The sequence below is a fragment of the Enterocloster sp. 210928-DFI.2.20 genome, assembly GCF_020554465.1.
In the GTDB taxonomy this organism is placed as follows: Bacteria; Bacillota; Clostridia; order Lachnospirales; family Lachnospiraceae; genus Enterocloster; species Enterocloster bolteae.
The window spans coordinates 33,502-57,411 of record NZ_JAJCHK010000026.1 but is presented as its reverse complement, the minus strand read 5'-3'; the positions used below and the strand labels follow the sequence as shown (position 1 = coordinate 57,411).

Below are 23,910 nucleotides of genomic sequence, written 5' to 3'. Positions count from 1 at the left end.
CCGGCCGGGCAGTTTTTTATTATATACTGCTTATGTCTTCAGTCTGTAGTATCCTCTTAATTAAAACAGCTTCTCCTTATATACCCCTGATTGGATCAGCCCTCTGATAGCGTCCGCCACGGCCTGTTTATCTTCCCTGTAGGTAACGCCAAACCATTTATCCGGGGTGTCAAGGACGGTCACTCTCGCCTTCTTATTCTGTACCAGATTGTCTATGATTTTAGGAAGAAGGTATTCTGATTTAATATCACCCTCTTTCAGATTGTCCAAAAATACCGGGAATCCTTTCTCCAGCTCCTGGACAAAGCTGGCCGGAAGCCCCCACATATTCATGGAAACCGGCTGGGACGGGCTGATGGTTACAGGCGCGCCGCTCTCATCCGTGGCATGGAGCCCATCTTCCTTCATCTGGATATTATAAGTCTCTGTCACGTTTGTCAGATAACCTTCCTCATCTACCTGGCACACGCCTCTGGTCACTGTACCGTTATCGCTGAGGGTGTTGGACAGCACAAAACCTCCCATGCAGATATCATAGATCTCAGACTGTGAGTCCATATGCTCTGCCATGTAATCGTGAATCCTGCGAAATCCTTCCCGTCCGTAATAATCATCTGCATTAATCACAAGGAACGGTCCGTCTACCATACCCTTCACAGAAAGGACTGCCTGGCCTGTACCCCATGGTTTGGTCCTCCCGGGCGTCACTTCATAACCGGCCGGAAGGTCCTCCAGTTCCTGGTATGCGTACTCCACCGGAAGGAGTTTCTCTATTCTGTGTCCTATGATTTCCTTAAAATCTTTTTCAAGATCTCTCCTGATAATGAATATTACCTTATTAAATCCCGCTTCCATGGCATCGTGGATTGAATAATCCATGATAATCTCGCCGTTGGGTCCCACGGGCTCCAGCTGCTTGATGCCGCCTCCAAAGCGGCTTCCGATACCGGCAGCCATGATTACCAATGCAGTATTTTTCATCCTTAGCTTCTCCTTTAATTTAAACTGGTTACACTATAGCACATTTGACTTTAAAAGGCAAAGGGAAAGAATGTCTCCTGCCGTGCCAGCTCAGTCAGAACACGCCTGCAGCGGCACACATCCTCATAGGGCACATACTCATTGGGCTTATGGGCCAGTTCCAGGCTGCCGGGACCATAAGACATGCAGTTGCAGTTGCCCAGGGTTCCTGCGATAACCGCCGTATCCGTATAGCCGTTAAAAGAACCGACAGGTGTGTCCTCTCCCGTCACACGGTCGCAGACAGACTTAAGGCTGGCCAGAAGCCGGGAACTGCTGTCCTTTTCCACATAAGGACGGTCACCCGTAATGAGGTAACTGCCCCTGACCCCTGCAATCTCAGCTTCTGCCGCCTTTACAGCTTCCTCTACTATATTCTTCGCTGCCGCTGTATCCGTAGGCGGCACCAGACGCATGTCAATCCATACCTTACAGGAATCCGGCACAACATAGGGACGGTATCCCCCTGTGATCTGCCCAAAGGTCACCGTAGACATGCCCAGATCCTCATGGGGCGGACAGCTGCCGATGGCCTTCCGGATATGGCTGACTGCCTCTGCCATGGCGGCAATGGCGTCAGCGCCCTTCCATGGATTACTGGCATGGGCTGTGATTCCCTGTATAGTCAGTTCAAACCAGGTCCGGCCCTTATGGGCTACCTGAATCTGGCCGTCCGTTGGTTCCGTATCCAGTATCCAGTCTTCCCTGCCTACCCAGCCGTCGCGGATAGCGCTTTCCACTCCCCGCATAAAATCTTCCTCATCCACGGTTCCTATGAATACAAAGGGACGCGCCGGAAGCTCCCCTGTGCTTCCGGTCAATTCCACCATATCTGAAAATGCAGACATGGCGCAGGCCAGGCCTGACTTCATGTCACAGGCACCTCTTCCGTACAGGCGGCCTTCCTTTACCACTGCTCCCAGGGCAGGAGTCTCTTCCTCCCATCCCTCCCCCAGCATCACCGTATCCATATGGCATATGTACACAAGGGCAGGCGCCGGAGCTTGTTCTTTTCCCGGTATGCGGGCCATAAGATTAAAACGGCCCGGCATCACTTCTCTTTGGACCAGTTCAATTTGGTTCTTAAGCGCTCCTGCCTTTTCCTCTATCTCTTTTGTAAACCATTCATATATCCACTGTTCAATTTGGCCCTCATAGGCTCCCGGATCAGAACTGTCAATCTGTACCAGCTGTCCTGTCAGCTCCCAGGTCCTGCGGTCCCCCTCTTCTGCTGTCACGTTATCGCTCCTCCTGTCAATCATATAATCGGATACCAGGCGTCTGCTCCTGCATCTGTTCCTGCGTCTGACACTGCATCTGACACTGCATCTGACACTGCTTCCCATGCCGGTATCCCTGCCCCATTATACCCCCTTATCTATAAATCATCAACAATGGCAGCGCTTTTTGCATAAGCCGTGCTCTTTGCCTCAAAAAAGTCTGTTTTCACCATATTTGCATTGGAATACTGGTTCACCCATTTCATGGACTGCGGCTCCTCGTCATACCCCTCGTACAAGGTGCCGAAGCCCAGCCCGCTCCAGCGCAGGTTTCCCAGATACCGTATGTAGTCCGTAACCATTTCTCTGGTCAGACCCGGAACATCATCGCCAATCACATAGCATCCCCACTGGATTTCCTGGGCCACGCCCTCCTCCAGCATGGACCTGAGCATATCTACCATCTTAGGCGTGAATAACTGTGGTTCCTCTTTCCTGAGTTCGGCAATCATGCTGCGGAATAACCACAAATGGGTATTCTCATCCCGGTTGATATACCGGATTTCCTGGACGCTTCCGGGCATCTTGCCGCCCCTTCCCAGGTTATAAAAAAACATGAACCCGCTGTAAAAATAAATGCCCTCCAGGATATAGTTGGCCATGATGACCCTGAGAAGGGTCACATCATCCTTCTTCTCCTGGAATTCATTATACAGATTTCCTATAAATGTATTGCGGCGCAGAAGGTGTTCATCCTCCTTCCACTGGTACAATATTCTGTCCCGCTCCACCGGACTGCAGATGGAATCCAGCATATAGCTGTAGCTCTGGCTGTGCACCGCCTCCTGAAATCCCTGTATGGTAAGGCACAGATTCACCTCATTGGCTGTGATATACTGGGCAATACAGGGCAGGTTTGCTGTCTGGATGGAATCTAAGAACACCAGAAAGCTCAGTATCTTATCATAGGCAGTCCGCTCCGCAGCCGTCAGGTTCTTATAATCCTTTAAATCCGCGCTGAGGTTGATTTCCTCCGGAATCCAGAAATTATTCATGGCCTGGCGGTACCAGCTGCTGGCCCAGGTGTATTTCATATTATTAAAGTCGTTGAGATTGGTGGTATTTCCGCCTATCATCCTCCGGCTGTTCTTATCCGTATCGCCCTGAGGGTTAAACAGGGGCTTGGCTGACAATATACTCATATCAAAAATCCTTTCTTACATGCCTTTCTATACCTTTCAACAGCAGCTTAACTGGAACAGCTCTCGCACTCCTCCACCTCCAAAGACTTGCTGCGCACATAGTAGAGGGTCTTTACGCCGCTCTCCCAGGCCAGTATATAGAGGTTCAGCAGCTGCCGCATGGTATAATCGTTGGTAATGTACAGATTCACGCTCTGGGCCTGGTCAATATGCCTCTGGCGCACACCTGCGGCCCGCACCGTCCAGGTCTGGTCCATGGTGTATCCGCTTTTATACAGCCAGAAGGTCCTGGGTGTCAGATCCGGGGCCACCCTGGGAAGGATGGCGTTCTTTTTCTCTTCCAGATAAAACCGCTTCATCACAGGATCCAGGCCTGCCGTTGTACCGGAGAGTATGCTGGTGCTGCTGGTAGGCGCCACAGCCAGGAGATAGGCATTGCGCATTCCGTGCTCTGCCACCTGTTCTGCCAGCTCTTTCCATTCCCTGCTCACAAGCCCCCGCTTCTCAAAGTATGCCCCTGTCTGCCATTCGCTTCCCTCAAAATACCGGTAGCATCCCTTCTCAGCCGCCAGATTGGCGCTGGCCCTGACAGCCGCGTAATGAATCCGCTCAAACACCTGGTCCGCAAAGACCAGATGTTCCTCGCTCTCCCACCGTATGCCGTGCTTTGCCAGCATATGATGGTAACCGCTGACTCCCAGACCGATTCCTCTGTAATTCTGATTGGTAATTCCGGCGTAGGCCAGGGGATAAAAATTCAGGTCAATTACATTATCCAATGCCCTCACAGCACTGGCGGCAATATACTCCACTTCATCCGGATCATCCACATCAATCGCCCCCAGACAGAGGCTGGCCAGATTACAGACAACAAAATCTCCCGGCCGTGTGGTCTGGACCACCGCGGTCTCCCCATTAACCTCCAGCACCTGAGTTGACACACTTTCTATGGGAGACATGTTCTGGGCAATCTCGGTGCACAGGTTGGAACAGTATATAATGCCCCGGTGGCTGTTGGGGTTGGCCCGGTTTACCGTATCCCGGTTAAAGATAAATGGTGTGCCTGTCTCCACCGCGGACTTGATAATCAGGCGTACCACATCCTTTAACAACACAGTGCGCTTGGATATCCTGTCATCTCCCACGCAGTCCAGATACCGTTCCTCCCACAGCTCCCCATAGCAGTCCTCCAGGCAGTATCCCTTGATGGTCCGGATCTCATGAGGGCACATCAGATGCCAGTCCTGGTCCAGATTCTCCTCAGCCATCTTCCAGAATAAATCAGGAAAACACACGGCCGGGAAAATGTCGTGGGCCTTCATACGGTCATCCCCGTTATTAGTACGAAGCTGAAGAAACTCCGGCAGATCCTTGTGCCAGGCGTCCAGATAAACCGCGGCAGCGCCCTGGCGCATCCCCAGCTGGTCCACTGCCACAGCCGTATCGTTCACCAGCTTAATCCAGCGGATCACGCCTCCGGCAGCCCCCTCAAATCCCCGAATCCTGCTTCCCGTTGCCCTGACCTTTCCGAAATACAAGCCCATGCCCCCGCCAAATTTACTGACCTGTGCAAAGTTGTCCACGCTTCTGTAAATTCCTTCCAGGCTATCCGGCACAGTGTCAATAAAACAACTGGAAAGCTGATGGTACGGTTTCCTGGCATTGGACAGGGTTGGGGTGGCCATGGTAACCTGCATACGGCTGAGCATATCATAAAACCGGCGCACCCATTGCATCCTGCAATCCTTACTTTCCTTCATAGCCAGGTGCAGGGAAATGCCCAGATACATTTCCTGGGGCGTCTCTAACGGATGATGGCTGTGGTCCTGGATCACATACCGCTTAAGCAGCAAATCCAGTCCCGCATAGGTAAAGAGCTTATTTCTCTCATCATCAAGAAATCCTTCCGCCTCTTCTATCTCCTCCCGGCTGTAATGCTTCAGGATATAATCACCATATAACCCCTGTTCCGTCAGATATGAAATCTTTTCATACAGTCCCTTAATTCCCAGTCCTTTAAGCTGTTCCTCCACCTCACAGGCAAAACCGCAGTACCGCAGCCTGGCCGCTGCAAATTCCCACAGGGGTGTTTCCTTGGAAGTCAGTTCCGCCGCGGACCGAATCAGGGCTTCCATTCCCTCAGCCGGCCCCATTCCCGGCTTGCGGAAGGAGCGGTATCTCTCAAGCAGACGATCCAGTCCATATCCCTCCCCCTGAAAATCCCTTCCGATTTCTTCCAGACATTGTTCCAGCCCTTTATAGTCCAAATCTATCTCTACTTTCGTATCCGCCATGATGTCCTTTTGCTCTCCTTATCTCACCTTATCTCATTTTCTCCGGCTTCCTCTTACTTTTCTCCTGCCGGTTCCTGTCCTTATCTAATTCCTGACATCCAAGCATACCATTTCCAGATGTCACGCTCACCATTATAAACCATATATATAGTGGTTACAAGCTGTTTTTGCACCACATATACCCCAAATACTGTATTCTCCTTTATTCACAACACTTTCCCGGCTACAGTTATATACTTGTGGCTGTTTCAACAAAAAATGTGATTGCACTTGTAGTGGTTTCATCCTATTATATGGTTGGAACAACAATGAATACGTGGCATTCATGCCGCAAAGGGGGTAAACTTCCCGCATATCCGTCATCCGGATCAGGTAAGGGAAGCAGGGATTATGAGCGATATCAAAAGTCCATTTTGGCGCACTGCCGCCGAATATGGCATCATTACAGTAAGCATCTGGATTATGGTGGTTGGAATCTACTTTTTCAAGTTCCCCAATCATTTTGCATTCGGAGGCGTCACAGGCTTTTCCACTGTAGTAAGCGAAATCAGCCGTTGGTCTGCCAGTGATTTCACATTTATTGTGAACACCTCACTGCTGGTTTTAGGGTTCATTTTCCTGGGTAAGGGTTTTGGAATAAAGACCGTTTATGCAAGTATGGTCATGTCCATCAGCCTGTCCCTGCTGGAACGTGTCTGTCCTTTAAGCAGGCCGCTGACAACAGAGCCTTTGCTGGAGCTGCTGTTCGCCATCTTCCTGCCGGCAGTGGGCACAGCCATCCTCTTTAATCTGGGCGCTTCCAGCGGCGGTACAGATATCATCGCCATGATACTTAAGAAATATACCAGCCTTAACATAGGAACCGTTCTCATGCTGGTGGATGTGGCGGCCGTGGCCTCCTCATTCTTCATCTTCGGGCCTGAGACAGGACTGTTCTCCACCATCGGCCTGGCGGCCAAATCCCTGGTCATCGACGATGTGATTGAGAATCTGAATCTGTGCAAATGCTTTAATATTATCTGTGACGACCCGGATCCGATTTGCGACTATATCATCAACACGCTGCACCGCAGCGCCACGGTATACCATGCGCAGGGAGCCTTTACCCATCATGAAAAGACCGTAATCATGACCACCATGAAACGCAGCCAGGCATTAAAGCTGCGAAACTACATCCGCACCATTGAACCCACGGCCTTCATGCTGATATCCAACTCCAGCGAAATCATCGGAAAAGGATTTCTGGCCGGGTAGGCTTCGGCACAATTTTCCTGGGGATCAGCGTTTTTTCCCATGTCTTATACAGCAATTAAAATCAAATATAAAACAGCGGCAGCGAAATCCGGTGAACACTCATCCGATTCGCTGCCGTATTTTTCATTCCGCCTGTTTCAGTCCGCGGTTTCCTCTTTCAGAATCCCATCCCCGCTTCCGATGGTACCCAGACGTTCCAGCAGTCCGAACATGTAATCCGTATACCGTTCCGCCACCTCAATCACCACTACGTCCGGCTGAATCTCAAGGGCAGCCGCCCCGCAGTCCTCTGTCCGGTAATCCATCAGCGTCACATCCGGGTAGTTCCTGGCAAAGTACTCAGCCATGTGTACCCCGAAGGAGTCCCTGCAAATAAGGATTCTTTCTGCTTTCCCCTCTGCGTCTGAGGAGTAGTGGGTGATGGTCTCATGTTCATTCTGGTAATCCATTTCAAAGGACACATCCTCTCTGTAGCCTGACACTTTGAGGAATGGGTCATCGTCATAATACTTCTGAAGATTCAGCATGGTTGCCAGGTCCCCGCTGAAGGTTCCTCTGTTTTCAATATCATAAGAGCGGTATGACTCCGGTCCGAACGGCTCTCCGTCTATGTCCTGTATCACCATCTGGGATGCCATAAATGCCCCCATATCATTCCAATGGGTATCATACTTCCTGTATATCTGGCACCAGTCATCCTTGGCCTTTCTGAACTCATCCAGGGGGTAGTACACATCACAGTCCGTATTCTCTTTCAGATATTCGTACAGCAAATCCGCCTTGGACTGTTCCTGAACCACCTTCACGGATGAGGGCATAAACTCGCTGTATACCTGCTCCTTATTGGGAACCATATAGAAAACCAGCTTTATCCCTCTGGAGGCCAGATTTTCCTCCGCCTGCTTAAGCAGCGCCGCAAACCGTTCCATCTCATCAACACTGTAATGATTGGTTCCCTGGTAGTCCGCAATGCTGTCCTCCATTTCCCCTTTCAGCTTATAGAACATCCATCCGTCCTTTCCCATAAGAACGGCATCGGACGTGACTTCCCCAAACACATGAATGTCCGCCAGTTTCCCAAAGGCCACAATGGGATTCTTAAAGGCCAGATGGTCATTAAAGTAGGCGTCATACTGCCCCGGATAGGATTTAAGGTCCGCTGCAGAAAGATTCCTGAAATTAAGAACCGGCTTTTCCTGGTAAACCCGGTTCTCGTAATTCTCCGTGTCCACATAATCCTTAAGAGGTATGAACAGGAGTCCGGGCAGTATCATCATCCCCAGGAACATGCCTGCAAATATATATGCTTTTATGCGTTGTCTCACCTGCTGCCTCCTCTCTAAAACCGGAAATAGATAAACGGATTATAAGTGCTGCCCACAGCCATCACAATCGAGTATGCAAACAGCAGTATAAGTCCCAGGCTTTCAGACAGGTAAATGCTTCTGCCGTCCTGCATATGTTTCTTAAAACAGGGAACCAGGGCCTGAAACGGACCGCACAGCACAATCCCTATCACCATATACACTATGGTCTTATGGCTCATGTACATGGCCGTATCATAAATCCCCGGGCGCAGAAGAAACATCTGCTTAAGCAGCATAAGTCCCCGGGTCAGCGAATCCGCCCGGAACATGGTCCATCCCACCACGGTAACAAAAAACATATAAATATAACTGACCGCCGCCGGCAGACACTCCAGCCGCCGCTTTAAAAACAGCCGTTCCGCCACCTGCAGGCAGCCGTAATACATTCCCCACGCAATAAAGGACAGGCCCGCGCCATGCCAGAATCCGGTACAGATAAATACGATCATCAGATTGCGGCAGGTAACAAATGTCCCCTTCCTGCTTCCGCCAAGAGGAATGTAAAGGTAGTCCTTGAACCAGCTGGAGAGAGATATATGCCATCTGCGCCAGAACTCTCCCACGGACCTGGCCAGATATGGGTAATTGAAATTCTCTGTCAGCTCAAAGCCCAGCATTTTTCCAAGGCCCACCGCCATATCGGAATAACCAGAAAAATCAAAATAAATCTGCAGTGTATACAGGATTCCCACATACCATCCCAAACCTCCGCTGATCTGGTCCATGGGATTGGCCAGAACCTTGTCCACCACACTTCCGAACTGGTTGGCAAGTATAACCTTTTTTCCCAGTCCGTAGATAAAGCGCCTTGCTCCGCATGCAAACAGTTCCGGCGTCACATGGCGGTTTCTGATGCGCGCACCCATACCCTGATAGCGCTCGATGGGTCCCTGTATCATCTTAGGAAAAAAGGACATGTAAAGTCCCAGGTTCAGCAGGTTCCTCTCGGCCCCTGTGGTCCCCCGGTACACATCCGCCGCATACGATATCATCTGAAATGTGTAAAATGAGATGCCCACCGGCAGCAGCAGGTTCTTTGGCTCCGCCACGGTGCCCCCCGCCAGCTTATTGACCAGGCCGGTCAGGAAATCAAAGTATTTAAAATACCCTAAAAAACCCAGGTTCACAGCCACCAGCAGCACAAGGAGCAGCTTATCCGGGGTAAAGAGAGTGTGCTTGCCGGCACCGGAAGCCGTCTGGCTGTCTGTACTGACGGCAGTCCCTGCCGTAACCCCTGCCGCTCCAGCAGCTTCCCCAGCCGCCGGCCTGCTGCCCCGCACAGCCTCTATGCCCAAAGCACCTGCATAATTCACAGCCAGGGACAAAAGGAGAAGCCATATATACTCCTGCTCTCCCCATGCATAGAAAATAAAACTCATTGCCAGCAGAAAGAAGTTGCTTAGCCAGATGGGCAGCACCAGATTCACGACCAGCACAAAGGGCAGAAACAGCCATAAAAATATCATGGAACTAAATAACATGAAATATTTTCCTTCCTGAATTCATTCTTCCGTCCGCAGGGTGCCTGAAAATGCATTACAGGACGCCGGCATCTGCCTGATCCCAGCCATTTCCCTGCGGTCCGGACCATGGCGATATTATAACATGCCTCCACAGGATTTTAAAGGCTGATTTGCGGAGCCAGCTGCACGGGTGCACTTAGCTTCTGATTACACGCAGAAGCTTTCTTTCCGCCTCTTTAAATGTCCAAGTGCATCATTGTACCAAAAGGCCATCTGTGTTATAATTATTTCATTAAAATTTTCCAGGGCAGACCGGAAACATGTTTCTGCCTCATACTGCCCGGCGCAATCATCACCTCTCCGGAGCCTGTTTGAAACCGCCTGCCCGCCATCTGGCGGAACACAATTTTTAAACACGCTCTGATGCATTATGAGATATCACGAAAGAAGGAAGTGTTATGGACCTAAAATTACAGGTAAAGCAAACCCAGACTTTGTCACAGCGGATGATTCAGTCAGCTGAGATTCTTCAGATGACCTCCCAGGAGCTGAATACTTATATCAATGAACTGGCATTGGAAAACCCGGTAATCGACATTGTGGAGCCCCCCACTGCTGAAGAGCAGCGCGAGTCCATTGAACAGCAGGAATGGCTTAATTCTTTCAATGAGGAGAATTACTATCTGTACCAGCGCCAGAATAATGATGATGACTACGACTTTAAATCCAGCTGGAACATTAACACGGACGACGGCGAGACTCTTCAGGACTATCTGTGGTCCCAGCTCATCACGGAAAACTTCACGGACCAGGAAACGGAAATCATCAAGTTCATGCTGGAATGTCTTGACAACAAGGGCTACCTGGAAGAGAGCACAGAGACAATTGCCTCCTACTTTGGGACCGATACTGAGATAGTGGAAGATCTCCTGTCCGATCTCCAGGCCCTGGACCCATCCGGTGTCTGCGCACGTACACTGGAGGAATGCCTGAAACTGCAGCTGGAACGCAGGGACATACTGACCCCGGTACTGGAATCCATCATTGACAACTGCCTGGAAATGGTTGCCAAAAACCAGATTCCGGCCATTGCCAGGAAGCTGCGCCTCTCTCCCACTGAAACTGCGGGTTACTGTCAGATTATCAAATCCCTGAATCCCAAACCGGGTGTATCCTTCAGCAGCAGGGACCAGCTCCGCTACATCATACCGGATGTGACCATTGTAAAGTTCAAGGACCATTTTGACATCCTGCTGAACGAATCCATGTATCCCACCATTGAGCTTAACAGCTACTACCGCCAGATGAACCAGAATCCTGAATCCTCTGAACTCAAGGAGTATCTGGGCAATAAAATCCGGCAGGCCGAGTGGGTCAAACAGTGTGTAACCCAGCGCGGAAAGACGCTGATGCAGGTATCTCGGGCCATTCTTGAACACCAGGAGGAGTTCTTCACCTTCGGACCTGCCCACCTGAATCCCTTAAGGCTGGCAGATATCGCCCAGGAACTGGACATCCACGAATCCACAGTCAGCAGAGCTGTCAGCAAGAAATACCTTCAGTGCTCCTGGGGTGTATACCCCATGAACTTTTTCTTCTCGCGCAGTGTGGCTGTCCAGGAAAGCAGCAGCAGCGAAAGCGGTACCCAGTCCGTGACTGCCGCAGACATCAAGCGTGTGCTTCGGGAAATCATAGAGGAAGAAAACAAAAAGAAGCCTTACAGCGACCGCCTTCTGGGTGAAAAGCTGGCAGAACGCGGCATATCCATCTCCCGCCGGACCGTTGCCAAATACAGGGAAGAGGAAGGCATTGCGGATGCCAGCGGGCGTAAGGAGTATGTGTAACAGGATATTCTTAAAGACATGGCAGACTGTCCATGTCTTTTTGTTTACTCAAATACGCAGGGATGAAGGCGGATTTTTATATCTGTGGGTATGACAAAAACAAATTACGGCGAATTAAGGTTATTTTACTCAAATTTCATCTTGACAATATTGGAGAAATCTTGTAAAATTGTTGATGTCGCTGATGGAACAGAGCTTGTAAGGATAATTACTGATGATTCCTGATTGTTCCCATAGACAAATGCCCAGATAGCTCAGTTGGTAGAGCAGAGGACTGAAAATCCTCGTGTCGTTGGTTCGATTCCGACTTTGGGCACTGACCGTATGACGAAGCGGTCATTACGCAGGTGTAGTTCAATGGTAGAACACTAGCCTTCCAAGCTAGATACGTGGGTTCGATTCCCATCACCTGCTCTGTAAAATGAGAAAAAGCCTTGAAGAGGCTTTTTTGTTTTGTTTACCTTATATCCACGGCAAAACAAAAGGCAGCAGCGCAATACACTGCTGCCTTTTATGTTCTGATTCTCTCTTATAACCCGCTATTTCCCCTGACCATAATGATTTTTGGCAAAATCCTTCATCACCGCTACATTTTCAGGTGATATCCCTGCCGGTTTTCCGCCCGTGGCTTCAATCATGTAAAGAATTCTGGCTGTTGCTTCCAGGACTGTTGCTACCTTAAACGCTGCGTCCATATTCTCACCCACACAGACTGCTCCGTGGGAATGCAGAAGGCAGGAGTTGGCTTCCTTTCCCAACGCCTTTTCACATTGGTCTGCCAGTTCCTCAGAACCAGGCAGTGCATACTGTGTACATTTACAGGTATCTCCCATGGCCTGGGCCGCCTCATCTATTATCAGGGGAATATCCTTTCCCTGCGTAGCGTATACCATGGAATACATAGGATGGGTATGGATGACTGCGTTTACCTCTTCTCTGTTTCTATATATAGCCAGGTGCAGCCCTGTCTCAATAGTTGGTTTTCTGTGACCCTCCACGATTGTTCCATCCAGCCTGCAGACCACTACATCGTCTTCCACAATGGTACTGTATTTCATGGCGCTGGGCGTTAAGTATACCAGTCCGGTCTCAGGATCGCGGATACTGATATTTCCCCACGTTTCTACAGTAAGACCTGAATTCTCCAGCTTTTTACCGCTCTCTACAATGCATTTTTTAAAGTCCATTTCTGCCTCTCATTCTGCTGCCGGCAGGCAGCCCTAATTTTTTATGGCCTGAAGTATGTTTGAATCCCATATGAAAAATCCGTCTCAAAACTCCAGCCCTGTTCCTACTCAAAAGTCTTTAAGTAATCCTTGAACTCTCCTACATTGTCCTTTGTAATAACTTCCGTTCCGGTGTCAATATAGGATTCCGCCTCACCGCCGTCAAATATTTTCAGCATATTGTCCACGCCCAATTTTCCCATTTCAGCCGGATACTGTGCCACAGTTGCCAGAAACTCTCCGTTTTCCACCAGGTTCAGGGCTTCGCTTACCGCATCAAATCCGATAATCTGAATCTGTTCCTGCATATTGGCTTCCTTGATGGCTCTTAAGGCTCCGATACCCATATTGTCGTTGCAGCAGAAGAAAAGTTCAACATCCGGATTAGCGCTTATGATGTTCTGGGCAGCTGTATATCCCTGGTCCACTTCCCAGTTTGCCGTCTGTTCAGCCACAACAGTTACCGTGTCCCCGGCGCCTTCTATGAATCCATTGTAACGGTCCGCTGCATTGGTCTGTCCTTCAATCCCTTTGAGTATGGCTGTCTTTGTTCCCTTCTCAAAGTTTTTCGCCACATATTCGCCTGCCAGTTTGGCGCCTTCATAATTGTTGGTTCCGTAAAACGGAATATCCAGGCCTACATTGGCAAGGCTCTCATCCGTCAGCTTTGTATCCAGATTGATGATAGGAATGCCTGCTTCCTTACATTTTGTAAGGGCGGATTCCAAACCGTCGGAAGAACTGGGAACCAGCAGGATTCCGTCCACCTTGTTGGCAATCATATTCTCAATAATGCCAAGCTGCGCATCAGCGCTGGCATGCTGGTCTCCGGCCTGGACCTCAATCTTGACCCCCTTTGCCTCTGCTTCTACTTTAGCGCCGTTAGCCAGGGTAATATGGTATTCGTTGTTTAAAGTCATCCCCACAAATCCAATGGTCTTATCTCCATAGTTACCCGATGCCGCTTCTGCGCTGCTTTCTTCGTCCTTCCCGCTTTCCCCAGTTGTATCCGCGGTCTGGGCATCTGTCTGCTGTTCCTTGGCCGTCTCCGGCACAGTCTCCTTCGGGGTACTTCCGCATCCGCTAAGTACCGCCGCCGACATAACCGTGCTCATTGCCAATGCCATCACTGCTGCCGTCATGTTTCGCTTCATAATCAATTTCCTCCTTTATTTGCAAATACTTAATGTATTTAGCTTTCCTACTCACTCTGGCGTTCTTTCTTCTTATCCGCAAACACCGCGGCTATAATGACAATGCCTGTGACAATGGTCTGGTAATAAGTGGCAACATTCATGATCTGGAGTCCGCAGGTCAGAGTACTGAGAATAATGGCTCCCACCAGTGTATTTCCGATCTTCCCCTTTCCGCCTGATAAAGAGATTCCTCCGATAACCGCGGAAGCGATGGCATTCATCTCATAACCAGATCCGGCATTCGGGTCTGCATATGTAAGGCGTGACAAAAGCATGATGCCTCCAATGGCTGCAAATATGCCGCTTAAAACATATACCATAAGCACGGTTTTGTTTACATTGATTCCTGAAAGCCTGGCGGCGCAGATATTGCCGCCTGCGGCATAGACGTGCCTGCCGAACTTTGTATATGCCATGACAAAAATAATCACTGCGTAGAACACAAATACATAAATGACGGAGACAGGAACCGTCCCCAGCACCTTTGAAGCCATCAGACTGCCCAGCCCCTTAGGAAAGCTGGATATGGGCTGTCCTCCGTTAATCAGAAGCGCCAATCCCCTGGCGATCTGCATGGCTCCCAGCGTCACAATGAAGGGCGGTACCTTTCCGTAGCTGACCAGACAGCCATTGACCAGGCCAAAGGCAGCGCCGGCCGCGATACACAAAATCCCCATGGCAATCAAGGGCATACCAGCCTTCAGAATCAGTCCTCCAAATATACCCACAAATCCCACAATAGACCCAACGCTCAAATCAATACCGCCTGTGACAATGACAAGGGAGGCGCCGATTGCAATGATGGAAATAATGCTGGCCTGGGTAATGATATTGAACATGTTATTAAGGGTCAGAAAATTCTTTCCCATCATGCTGCAGATTACAGCAAATACAATAAAAATAACAACCAGTCCCAGATATAAAGTCAAGGCCGGCAGTTTTGCCTTAACACCCTCTTTGTAGCTCTCCATACCTATAATCCTCCCTGCATCGCATATTTTAATATGGTTTCCTGCGTCAAATCCGGGCTGTTGTCCAATATAGCCTCCAGGACGCCTTCCCTCATAACCGCAACCCGGTCGCACATCTTAAGTACTTCCACAAGGTCGGAGGATATCATTATGATAGAGGCCCCCTGATTGACCAGGTCATACATAATATTGTATATTTCGTCACGCGCCCCTACATCAATTCCCCTTGTGGGTTCGTCAAATATATATACATCCGCATTGGAATACAGCCACTTTGCAATAACCACCTTCTGCTGGTTTCCTCCGGACAGGTTCTTGGCTTCCGTAAGATGTGTATGGGTTTTAATCCGCAGGCTTTTGATGTAATCCTTTGCGCGATCCGCCATCTCCTTTTTGCGGATAAACGGTTTGGCAAGCTGTTTTAAGTTAGGCAACGCTATATTATCCATGACAGAGTGCATGAGCACAAGTCCCTCATCCTTCCTGTCCTCGCTCAGATAGACGATTCCCTTTTCAATATTCCTGGACAGGCTGTTGGACAATGTTTCACCCTTATACGTAACAGTTCCCCCATCTTTTCTGTAAGCTCCTATCATGCATTTTGCCACTTCTGTCCTGCCCGCTCCCACTAATCCGGCAAATCCCAGTATTTCGCCCTTGTGCAGCTCAAATGATATGTCCTTTAAAAACTCCTTGTATCTCAGCTTCTCAACCTTTAATACAACCTGATTCATGTCAACTGCTTCATTGGCAATCTTTTCAAAGCTGACTGTGCGTCCCACCATCATCTTTGTCAGCTGGTCCTCTGTGGTTTCGGATAATTTTACGGTTCCTATATACTCACCGTCACGCATGACCGTGCACCTGTCTCCAATCTCGAACAACTCGCTCATGCGGTGGGAAATGTATACAATTCCGATTTTTTCTTTTTGAAGTTCACGGATAATTCCAAAAAGCATGTTTGTCTCTTTATCCGTAATGGCCGCTGTGGGTTCATCCAGAACCAGGACCTTTACATGATTGGATATGGCCTTGGCTATCTCAACCAGCTGTTTCTGGGCCACACTCAGCTCACGGACCAGTGTCTTGGGACTTACCTCCAGACCGACCCGCTTCATGTACCCCTCTGCCTCTTTTATGGCACGCTTATGGTCCACAAGAAGCCCCTGGCCGTATTCCTTTCCAATGAATATATTTTCATATACAGGCAAATCCGGTACAAGATTAAATTCCTGGTAAATCACGCTGATACCGGCGTCCAAAGCCTCCTTCGGCGTCATAGGCGCCAGCTCCCTGCCGTCAAGCTGTATGTCCCCGCCTTCCCGTCCGTATGCACCGGACAGAATTTTAATTAACGTGGATTTACCCGCTCCATTTTCTCCCAAAAGAACGTGAACCTCACCGGGAAGCACCTCAAGCTGCGCATTTTTCAGTACAGGAACACCAAAAAAACTTTTGTTAATCCCGCACATCCTCAATATACATCCGTCCATGGACAGGCCCCCTTACCCTTCTAGTTTTTGATACCGTTTCAATGCCTCGCCGGAATCTTTGCCACAGCAATAAGCCGCACTCTCAATGCCTGTTCCCAATAGGCGCCTGATTTCCCCCACTGTCATCTCAGGCTTAAAGTACTTAAGCTGTGCGCCCAGATTTCCCAGGGACGTACTCTCCTTGCCCCCTGTCACTACCTTCTTGCCTGTTGCATCTGCTGTCATCTGACACAGCCTCACATTCCGCGAGCCGCCGCCTACCATATAGACAGTGTCTTTTTTCTTTCCGCTGATTTCCTCCAGACCCTGTATCACCGAGGCAAAGCTCAGCGCCATGGAGTTTTGAAAGCTGCATATGATTGTACCCCAGTCTTTTTCTCCGGAAGCCTGACCGGTCTTAACAAGATAATTCCATATCTCATCAGACATATGTACGGGATTGAAAAATCTGGAATCGTTGACAGGAAACAGCGGAGCCGCCCCCTCATGGCAGTCTCCAAGGCTGTTAAGCTCCTCCCAGCCTATGGCCCCATGTTCCCCTTCATATTCCTCCTTAATGCGTTGGATAATGAACATACCCGCACTGTTGCGCAGCAGGGTGATTTTATCAAATGCCCCTATCTCGTTGGTCAGGCATCTTTTTCTCACCTCTTCGTTCACGATTGGCTCCTCTAACTCCATTCCGATAAGCGCCCAGGTCCCTGTGCTGACAAACAAAAATTCTTCCTCCTCTGCCGGAATGGCCAGGACCGCGGCAGCCGTATCATGGGACGGCACGCAAATAACCGGTACATCATACGATATGCCCAGAATTTCCTTTACATTGGAGTGAAGCATGCCAATGGCAGTACCGTGTCTCCCAATAGGCGCAAACAGGCCGGATGGTATTTCCATTGTTTTCAATGCTTCTTCACTGAGTTCCCTTTTTCTGGCATCCATCAGCTGGGTCGTTGACAATTCGCTGGGCTCATTCACCATACAGCCTGTAAAGAGATAGTTTAAGATATCCGGAATCATGAGAAGCTTATGTCCATGGGAAAACATGGACTGCATTTTTTCCATCATTCCCTTAATCATATTAACCGAATTAATTTTATCGCAAAGGATACCCGTCTGCCTGAACAGATATGTCCTCTGCTCATCTGACATCTGTTCCAGAACCTCTGCCCCTATGCTGTTCCTGTATGACAATGGATTCTGAATCATAAGTCCCTGATTGTCAAACAGCGCAAAATCCACGCCCCATGTACAGATCCCGATTGAATGGATGGTTCCGGCCCGCTTTACCGCCTCTTTCAATCCCTCTAACAGTTTTTGGTAAATCATCAGTATATCCCAGTAAAAATACTGATGTACCCTGACCATGTAATTTGGTATCTGGGAAATGACCTCCGTGGTTATCTGTTCTCCGTCATACACCCCCAGAATAACCCTGCATGATGAATTACCGCAGTCAAACGCTACCATATTCCGCTTCATCAACACCCCTGCCCCTCTCTTATTGAATTTTTATTTTCAGACCGTATTTTTCTGCCCGCTGTACCAGGAATAACAAGTCTGCTTTCTTAAGGGACGGCATATTCCCCATCTCATATGCACGTCCTAACCCCTGATACTTCGGCAGCCCCAGCCTGTGATAGGGTAGAAATACAATCTCAGAGATATGATCCAAACTCTTTATGTACTCAAAAAAACCATTGATGGACGCCTCATCATCATTGCATCCCGGAATATAAGGATATCTGACCGACAGTTCCCCGCTGTAATGACCGCACAGCCATTCCAGATTGCTGAGTATCAAGGTATTGCCCACGCCCGTAAGCTCCTTATGCTTATCAGGATCGATCTGTTTGAAGTCATAATATATATAGTCAACATGCCCGTTTATGTCTTCCAATGCCTTTTGGGGGACATGCCCGCATGTTTCAACCAGGGTATTATAACCTCTCCGGTGCATCTGCTCTCCGACAGCTCCTATGATTTCACTGTAATACAGCGGTTCTCCTCCGCTGAACGTAACGCCGCCGCCGGACATCCCATAATATTGACGGTCCTTCAGTATCTCAGTCAGAAGCTCTTCCTCGTTGTATTTTCTCCCCATCATCTCCCTGGCGTCCGCATAACACTCCCTGATGCACACACCGCATTGCCTGCACTTGCTCTGGTCCGTAATAAAGCCATAACCTTCCATGTAGCTTATGGCTTTTTCCGGACACAGAGCGCTGCATCTTGCACAGTTGATGCAGACATTTGTCTTAACCAGAACCTCGGTCCCCGCTCTCTGGGATTCGGGGTTTGCACACCATCTGCAGCGCAGGGAACAGCCCTTTAAAAATATAACGGTGCGGATACCGCGGCCATCCTCTGTTGCGAACCGTTCTATATTAAATACATTGCAAACCCCCATGTCTATGATTCCCCCTGTTCGTCATCCGCCGGCTCATACACCGCATTGCGGTACTTTAGCTATAATTCCAGCTCCGCCCTGTTTATTACATCCATCTGGCACTCCGGGGACAGCGATGTAAACAGTGCACTATAACCCGAAACTCTGACCATCAAATCCTTATATTCATCCGGATGCTCCATTGCCTTCTTGAACACCTTGTTATCCACCACATTAAACTGGATCTGCTGTCCGTAGTTTTCAAACAGCACCTTAATCATGGCAATTACCTTCTCTTTATTCTCATCCGTATCCAGCGCTCCTTTGGACAGGCGCATGTTGAATATCGCCCCTTTCTGGAACCATATGCTGGGCAGTTTCATGACTGAATTGCAGGCGGCCGTGGCGCCTTTTTTCTCCGAGCCATTGGCAGGGGAAATTCCATTATTCACCGGCTGTCCGGCCTTGCGTCCGTCCGGCGTGGCTCCAATGCTCTTCCCAAAAGCAATGTTACCTGTCACAGGACTCTGGCTGTAGGAGTAACAGCAGGGCACCGGCCCTTTTCCATACTTGGAACTTCTGTATTTATACCTGTAGCTGGAGCCAATATAGTCCTCCAGTTCAACTACCCACTTGTCAGCTCTCTCGTCATCATTTCCAAACTTAGGTGCCTTGTTTAACAGTATGGCCCTGATTTCCGGTCCGGCAGGCACTGTCTCCATATCCTCATAATTGGTGCTCATGGCATGAAGCACCTGCTCCATGGTCAGAAGCTTCTGATTAAATACAATTTCGTCCAATGCTGCCAGGGAATCCCCTGCGCTGATGGTACCCGCAGTAGGCCCGCCGTCTGCTGAGTACACGGAACCGCCCTCTACAAGGTCCATGGCCCTCTCTATACAGTCATATACCAGGGATGAACGGAATGCGTTGATGTCCTGCTGTATATGAATTTCATCATTGATATGTTCCGTTTCCACCTGCAGTCCCATAAAATAATCCAGGGTCTGTTTATATAATTCCATCAGCTCCCTTACACTGCCGCAGTCCTCTGCACGTTTCTCCAAATCCACAAAATGGTATCCGGTCTTAGGATCCGTGCCGTCGTGGAGTGTGATTTCAAGTACCTTTTCCACATTCAGCCATGGGCCTTTGGCCGCAAAATCCCATTTTCCAGGAATGGATGCCTCGATACATCCGTCCGGTACCCAGTCCACCCGGTCTTCCTCGGCAATTCCCATATTCTTAAGCGTCCTGATAAATGCCTTATCATTGTAAAATGCCGGCTGCCCGCCCTGATGCCTTTGCGCAGCCTTTAACGCCTTCATCATGAACCCATCACTGGTTCCCTCGAACCACTTAATGGATACGGACGGGGTAAAGAGTCTGACATTTTCACATGCTTCCACACACAGATGGGAAACTTCATTGGTTGCATCCTTCCCATCCACTGTCTGGCCCGCAATGGCAAGATTAATGAACATCTGGTATCCCAGGAAAAATTCTGTATCCGGCCAGCTCCTGAGCTTATTAAGTTCATTGCATTTGATGAAGAAGCACTCGACTATCTCCAGGGCCTCTTCTCTTGTGATTCTGCCTTCCTCCAAATCCCTCTTATAATAAGGATACACATACTGGTCAAAACGCCCCAGTGAGATGGCATGCCCATTGGATTCCAGATGGACTGCCAGCAGAATCATGTAGATGGACTGAACCGCCTCATGGAAGGTCCTGGCCGGATTCAGCGGAACATTCCTGCATATGTCCTCCAGCTTAAGAAGTTCCCTTCTGCGTGTCTCATCCTTTTCCTGCTCTGCCTGCTCTTTGCAGCAGTCAGCAATACGGCCCGAAAACATCACCACGGCCTGATTGCCCTGAAGGGCCGCTTCAAGAAACCATCTTTTTCGTGTATTGCCCGGCTCTCTGGGGTCCAGCCTCTTAAGCTTATTCTCTATCCGTCTCATGACATCGGATAAACCTTTATCTACCACGCCTTTATAATCTACAATTACATTGCCCAGGCCCGCTGCAGACACCCATGTATCATCTATCACATTGGCATCCCAGGCCTGGTTGATTTTCTCGGGAAGGGTCTTTCTCAGATTTTCATATAAGGACTTTCCCTTCCAGTAATCCACACATTCTAATATTTTGTCTTTATCTTCCTGGGTATAGTAAAATTTATCACCCGGTCTTTTATCCGGGAAAAAAGGTGAACCATTTAACTCCGCTTCCAGCCAGTCTGTGGAGTACTCCGGATAGATCGGGGAGGCTTTAGGCCACTGTGCCTGGTTTCCCACAATCAGCTCATCTGCATTCACATAGACCGTCATACGGCTCAGCACATCATAAAATGCCTGGGACCGCCTCAAAGCATTTGGTTTTCCCTCTGTCTCCTTCATGGACTCCGTAAAATAGATACACCGCTCCGGACAAATACGCGGGTCTGTATCAAATAACCGTTTTCTCAACCTTTCCGTTCTTGTATTCATGTTCCGCCCCTCACATTCACTTCGTGTATGTAACTTGTTACATTTTCAATATAGCACTTTACCTCATTCTTGTCAATAATATATTTGTGCATTTTTCATATTAATTCATTGTTTTTTCTCTTTTTTTAGCGATTTTTCCTTGTCCATCCATGCTGCACACTACAATCGTTTGATGCGCAAAGTAAAACTGTTACATTTTTACGTATTTACATTTAATTTTATTTAAACTATAATATGATATGGTCGGATGAAACTTATTTTTTCTTTTCATGAAACAAGTTTCATCCTTTCAGGACCAGGAGGAGAAATCGTATGAACAAGGAAGGGCGTCCGGAAAATAGCGGATACATCGGAATCAGGGATATTGCCAAACTGGCGGGAGTCTCTACTGCAACTGTATCCCGGGTTATCAATAATCCAGAAATGACATCTGAAAAGGTCAGAAAGAAAGTACAAAAAGTAATTGAGGAATATAACTATATCCCAAACCAGCCTGTCAAGAAAATCTTTTCCAAGACAAGCAATACCATTGCCGTGTTTATATATGACATGGAGAACCCTTTTTTCATCAGCCTGATTAAAGAACTGAACCAGATATGTCTGGAACACAACTATATGCTCCTTATTTGTGATACAGGAAGCAGCCCGGAGCTTGAAAAGAAGTATCTTTACTTCTGCCTGGCTAACCGATGTGCCGGCATCATCCTGACAGAGGGTGTTGATTCCGATATCTTCGAAGCCTGCAAGATTCATATTCCAATTGCATTCCTGGACCGAAAAACCCACGGCAAGTTCTCCAGCGTACGTTCTAATAACAGACAGATGATGCAGCCAATTGTGGACTACCTCTACAACCTTGGGCACAGAAAAATTGCCTTTGTCGGCTGTAAAACACCCATGGATTCTGTTATTTCCAGACAGAATGGCTACATAGAAACAATGACAGGAAAGGGACTCCCCATTATCCAGGAATATATTTACGACAAAAATCCCCAGCTGACTCTTCAGGCCGGAAGCCAGGCTCTTAATTACTTCCTCTCCCTTCCAGCCGCCCCTACGGCAATCATCTGCTGCAACGACATCATTGCCTTAGGAGCTTTGAACGCCGCATATTCCCTGGGATTAAAGATTCCCGCAGACATGTCCATTGTGGGATTTGATAATGTGATCAGCAATCTCCATCAGCCCCAGATAACCACTGTCCAGCAGAATCTGCGTGAAATATCCCTTGAATTGTTTGAGCTGGTGGTCAACCCGCCGGAAAATCCTGTATCCAAAATCATTGAAGCCTCCTTCATAGAAGGAGCCACCTGCAGCAGGATCGAAACAGCCCAGAAATAAAAACTTATGCCGGGAAACCATCCGAAAAAGCAAAGGCTGTACAATGTGCTTTTCCGGATGGTTTGGGGAAATATCTCAAAAATATTTCAGAAACATTTTAAACCAACAAATTTAATCCAACAGATAAAAAACCTCTTGATTTATCAGAGAAAATATGATAGACTATACCACGTCAAAGTAATAACATATTCTCATGCGCGAGTGGCTCAGGGGTGGAGCACCACCTTGCCAAGGTGGGGGCCGCGGGTTCGAATCCCGTCTCGCGCTTTTTTTATTTCCAGCCGGAGGACTGCTCTGCCAGTTCTCCGGCCTTTTGTTTTCTTCACATTTAAAGCCTAAATACAACAATGGGAAGGCGCCCTCACGCGGGTCAGCCTTCCCATTTTCATATCTTATTTCTGATTGCCGGGCCAGCCCCCGGCTTCTACCTCTTCTGTTTGACCGTATTAAGGTATTCCATGATTCCCATGTGTATGGTCCAGGCCATTCTGTCCTGATATTCCTCATCTTCCAGGCGTTTGGCTTCCTTTCCATTACTCAGGAATCCGCATTCCACTATGACAATAGGCTCCTTCACATGAAGCAGGAGATAATAGTTGTCATTGGCCTTGGCCATCCTCTTGTTGGCCTCGCCCAGCACATAATCAAAGCGCTTCTGCAAAATTTCCGCCAGATACTTTCCCTTCTCTGATGTCTTATAATAAAAAACCTGGCCTCCGGATACATACTCCTCATGGTAACTGTTCTGGTGGATGCTGACCACCAAATCCGGCACTGCCTCATTTATGATTTCGCACCGTTTTCTCATATCTGCCATCTTTTTATGACTGTCTCCGGAGCTGTAAAGCCCCTGGTCCGAATCCCTGGTAAGGATCACCTCTACATCGGAGGCCTCAAGATATGCTTTCAGCTGCTCTGTTATCTTCAGATTAATATCCTTTTCCAGCTGACCATTTATCCCTACCTTACCCGGATCGCTGCCTCCGTGTCCGGCGTCTATGACCACCACCGGCCTTGCCTTGTCTGCCTCCGCTGCCTGATTATGGACAGCCACCAATGTTCCTGCCTGCCATGATATCAATGCCACGATACAAAGCAGCAGAATCCCCATCACTGTCTGCCATGCTGAATGCTTCATCAA

17 protein-coding genes and 3 tRNA genes are annotated in these 23,910 nt (G+C 48.7%); 6 read left to right on the top strand and 14 right to left on the bottom strand.

The window, feature by feature from the left end; genetic code table 11:
• Positions 1–60: 60 nt before the first annotated feature.
• From LI015_RS20175 to LI015_RS20160, 4 genes are read right to left on the bottom strand one after another with little or no spacing between them, the layout of a single operon-like run.
• Positions 61–981 carry a sugar phosphate nucleotidyltransferase gene (locus LI015_RS20175; RefSeq protein ID WP_117626749.1) on the bottom strand — a complete coding sequence of 307 codons (921 nt, stop codon included), beginning with the start codon at positions 979–981 and terminating at the stop codon, positions 61–63.
• Positions 982–1,031: 50 nt separating this feature from the next.
• Complete coding sequence (locus LI015_RS20170; RefSeq protein WP_119205084.1) at positions 1,032–2,366, bottom strand: M20 family metallopeptidase; 1,335 nt, start codon at positions 2,364–2,366, stop codon at positions 1,032–1,034.
• A gap of 32 nt (positions 2,367–2,398) precedes the next feature.
• A complete protein-coding gene (locus LI015_RS20165) occupies positions 2,399–3,442 on the bottom strand; it encodes a ribonucleotide-diphosphate reductase subunit beta (protein WP_002566876.1) in 1,044 nt (347 codons plus the stop codon).
• 47 nt (positions 3,443–3,489) lie between these two features.
• A complete protein-coding gene (locus tag LI015_RS20160; RefSeq protein WP_227126207.1) occupies positions 3,490–5,736 on the bottom strand; it encodes a ribonucleoside-diphosphate reductase subunit alpha in 2,247 nt (748 codons plus the stop codon).
• A 390-nt stretch (positions 5,737–6,126) separates the two neighbouring features.
• On the opposite strand from LI015_RS20160, the gene LI015_RS20155 reads away from it, so the two are divergent.
• Positions 6,127–6,990, top strand: a complete 864-nt coding sequence (locus LI015_RS20155; protein WP_002566878.1) for a YitT family protein — start codon at positions 6,127–6,129, stop codon at positions 6,988–6,990.
• Positions 6,991–7,127: 137 nt separating this feature from the next.
• On the opposite strand, the gene LI015_RS20150 is transcribed toward LI015_RS20155, so the two are convergent.
• A complete protein-coding gene (locus LI015_RS20150) occupies positions 7,128–8,315 on the bottom strand; it encodes an alginate O-acetyltransferase AlgX-related protein (protein WP_227126205.1) in 1,188 nt (395 codons plus the stop codon).
• Between the two features lie 14 nt (positions 8,316–8,329).
• On the bottom strand, positions 8,330–9,838 hold the full coding sequence (locus LI015_RS20145) for an MBOAT family O-acyltransferase (RefSeq protein WP_227126203.1): 1,509 nt from the start codon (positions 9,836–9,838) through the stop codon (positions 8,330–8,332).
• A gap of 440 nt (positions 9,839–10,278) precedes the next feature.
• Here LI015_RS20145 and rpoN point away from each other — a divergent pair, with 440 nt between their 5' ends.
• The 3 genes from rpoN to LI015_RS20130 all read left to right on the top strand — a co-directional run bounded on the left by rpoN (position 10,279) and on the right by LI015_RS20130 (position 12,078).
• Positions 10,279–11,664 carry an RNA polymerase factor sigma-54 gene (gene rpoN / locus LI015_RS20140; protein WP_002566881.1) on the top strand — a complete coding sequence of 462 codons (1,386 nt, stop codon included), beginning with the start codon at positions 10,279–10,281 and terminating at the stop codon, positions 11,662–11,664.
• 243 nt (positions 11,665–11,907) lie between these two features.
• Positions 11,908–11,980, top strand: a tRNA-Phe gene (locus LI015_RS20135).
• 27 nt (positions 11,981–12,007) lie between these two features.
• A tRNA-Gly gene (locus LI015_RS20130) sits at positions 12,008–12,078 on the top strand.
• Between the two features lie 125 nt (positions 12,079–12,203).
• On the opposite strand, the gene LI015_RS20125 is transcribed toward LI015_RS20130, so the two are convergent.
• From LI015_RS20125 to LI015_RS20095, 7 genes are all read right to left on the bottom strand, one after another.
• Entirely contained in the window at positions 12,204–12,851 is a 648-nt protein-coding gene (locus LI015_RS20125) for a class II aldolase/adducin family protein (protein WP_002566882.1), read from the bottom strand.
• A gap of 104 nt (positions 12,852–12,955) precedes the next feature.
• Positions 12,956–14,044 carry a sugar ABC transporter substrate-binding protein gene (locus LI015_RS20120; protein WP_002572891.1) on the bottom strand — a complete coding sequence of 363 codons (1,089 nt, stop codon included), beginning with the start codon at positions 14,042–14,044 and terminating at the stop codon, positions 12,956–12,958.
• A 47-nt stretch (positions 14,045–14,091) separates the two neighbouring features.
• Positions 14,092–15,057, bottom strand: coding sequence for an ABC transporter permease (locus tag LI015_RS20115; protein ID WP_002572892.1), 966 nt, complete (start codon positions 15,055–15,057; stop codon positions 14,092–14,094).
• 2 nt (positions 15,058–15,059) lie between these two features.
• Positions 15,060–16,550, bottom strand: coding sequence for a sugar ABC transporter ATP-binding protein (locus LI015_RS20110; RefSeq protein WP_002566885.1), 1,491 nt, complete (start codon positions 16,548–16,550; stop codon positions 15,060–15,062).
• A 12-nt stretch (positions 16,551–16,562) separates the two neighbouring features.
• Positions 16,563–18,029, bottom strand: coding sequence for a rhamnulokinase (locus LI015_RS20105; protein WP_227126201.1), 1,467 nt, complete (start codon positions 18,027–18,029; stop codon positions 16,563–16,565).
• A 19-nt stretch (positions 18,030–18,048) separates the two neighbouring features.
• Complete coding sequence (locus LI015_RS20100) at positions 18,049–18,957, bottom strand: glycyl-radical enzyme activating protein (RefSeq protein ID WP_227126199.1); 909 nt, start codon at positions 18,955–18,957, stop codon at positions 18,049–18,051.
• Positions 18,958–19,016: 59 nt separating this feature from the next.
• A complete protein-coding gene (locus tag LI015_RS20095; RefSeq protein WP_227126190.1) occupies positions 19,017–21,428 on the bottom strand; it encodes a glycyl radical protein in 2,412 nt (803 codons plus the stop codon).
• Positions 21,429–21,740: 312 nt separating this feature from the next.
• Between LI015_RS20095 and LI015_RS20090 the strand changes: the two genes are divergently transcribed.
• Entirely contained in the window at positions 21,741–22,769 is a 1,029-nt protein-coding gene (locus tag LI015_RS20090) for a LacI family DNA-binding transcriptional regulator (protein WP_002566889.1), read from the top strand.
• A 195-nt stretch (positions 22,770–22,964) separates the two neighbouring features.
• A tRNA-Gly gene (locus tag LI015_RS20085) sits at positions 22,965–23,036 on the top strand.
• Between the two features lie 157 nt (positions 23,037–23,193).
• Here LI015_RS20085 and LI015_RS20080 read toward each other — a convergent pair.
• Entirely contained in the window at positions 23,194–23,907 is a 714-nt protein-coding gene (locus LI015_RS20080) for an N-acetylmuramoyl-L-alanine amidase (protein WP_002566890.1), read from the bottom strand.
• Between the last annotated feature and the right edge of the window lie 3 nt (positions 23,908–23,910).

Excerpts from the sequence above, each read along its gene's own strand:
- LI015_RS20175 (WP_117626749.1), bottom strand. The coding sequence starts at position 981 with ATGAAAAATACTGCATTGGTAATCATGGCTGCCGGTATCGGAAGCCGC.
- LI015_RS20170 (WP_119205084.1), bottom strand. The coding sequence starts at position 2,366 with ATGGGAAGCAGTGTCAGATGCAGTGTCAGATGCAGTGTCAGACGCAGG.
- LI015_RS20165 (WP_002566876.1), bottom strand. The coding sequence starts at position 3,442 with ATGAGTATATTGTCAGCCAAGCCCCTGTTTAACCCTCAGGGCGATACG.
- LI015_RS20160 (WP_227126207.1), bottom strand. The coding sequence starts at position 5,736 with ATGGCGGATACGAAAGTAGAGATAGATTTGGACTATAAAGGGCTGGAA.
- LI015_RS20155 (WP_002566878.1), top strand. The coding sequence starts at position 6,127 with ATGAGCGATATCAAAAGTCCATTTTGGCGCACTGCCGCCGAATATGGC.
- LI015_RS20145 (WP_227126203.1), bottom strand. The coding sequence starts at position 9,838 with ATGTTATTTAGTTCCATGATATTTTTATGGCTGTTTCTGCCCTTTGTG.
- rpoN (WP_002566881.1), top strand. The coding sequence starts at position 10,279 with ATGGACCTAAAATTACAGGTAAAGCAAACCCAGACTTTGTCACAGCGG.
- LI015_RS20125 (WP_002566882.1), bottom strand. The coding sequence starts at position 12,851 with ATGGACTTTAAAAAATGCATTGTAGAGAGCGGTAAAAAGCTGGAGAAT.
- LI015_RS20120 (WP_002572891.1), bottom strand. The coding sequence starts at position 14,044 with ATGAAGCGAAACATGACGGCAGCAGTGATGGCATTGGCAATGAGCACG.
- LI015_RS20115 (WP_002572892.1), bottom strand. The coding sequence starts at position 15,057 with ATGGAGAGCTACAAAGAGGGTGTTAAGGCAAAACTGCCGGCCTTGACT.
- LI015_RS20110 (WP_002566885.1), bottom strand. The coding sequence starts at position 16,550 with ATGGACGGATGTATATTGAGGATGTGCGGGATTAACAAAAGTTTTTTT.
- LI015_RS20105 (WP_227126201.1), bottom strand. The coding sequence starts at position 18,029 with ATGAAGCGGAATATGGTAGCGTTTGACTGCGGTAATTCATCATGCAGG.
- LI015_RS20100 (WP_227126199.1), bottom strand. The coding sequence starts at position 18,957 with ATGGGGGTTTGCAATGTATTTAATATAGAACGGTTCGCAACAGAGGAT.
- LI015_RS20095 (WP_227126190.1), bottom strand. The coding sequence starts at position 21,428 with ATGAATACAAGAACGGAAAGGTTGAGAAAACGGTTATTTGATACAGAC.
- LI015_RS20090 (WP_002566889.1), top strand. The coding sequence starts at position 21,741 with ATGAACAAGGAAGGGCGTCCGGAAAATAGCGGATACATCGGAATCAGG.
- LI015_RS20080 (WP_002566890.1), bottom strand. The coding sequence starts at position 23,907 with ATGAAGCATTCAGCATGGCAGACAGTGATGGGGATTCTGCTGCTTTGT.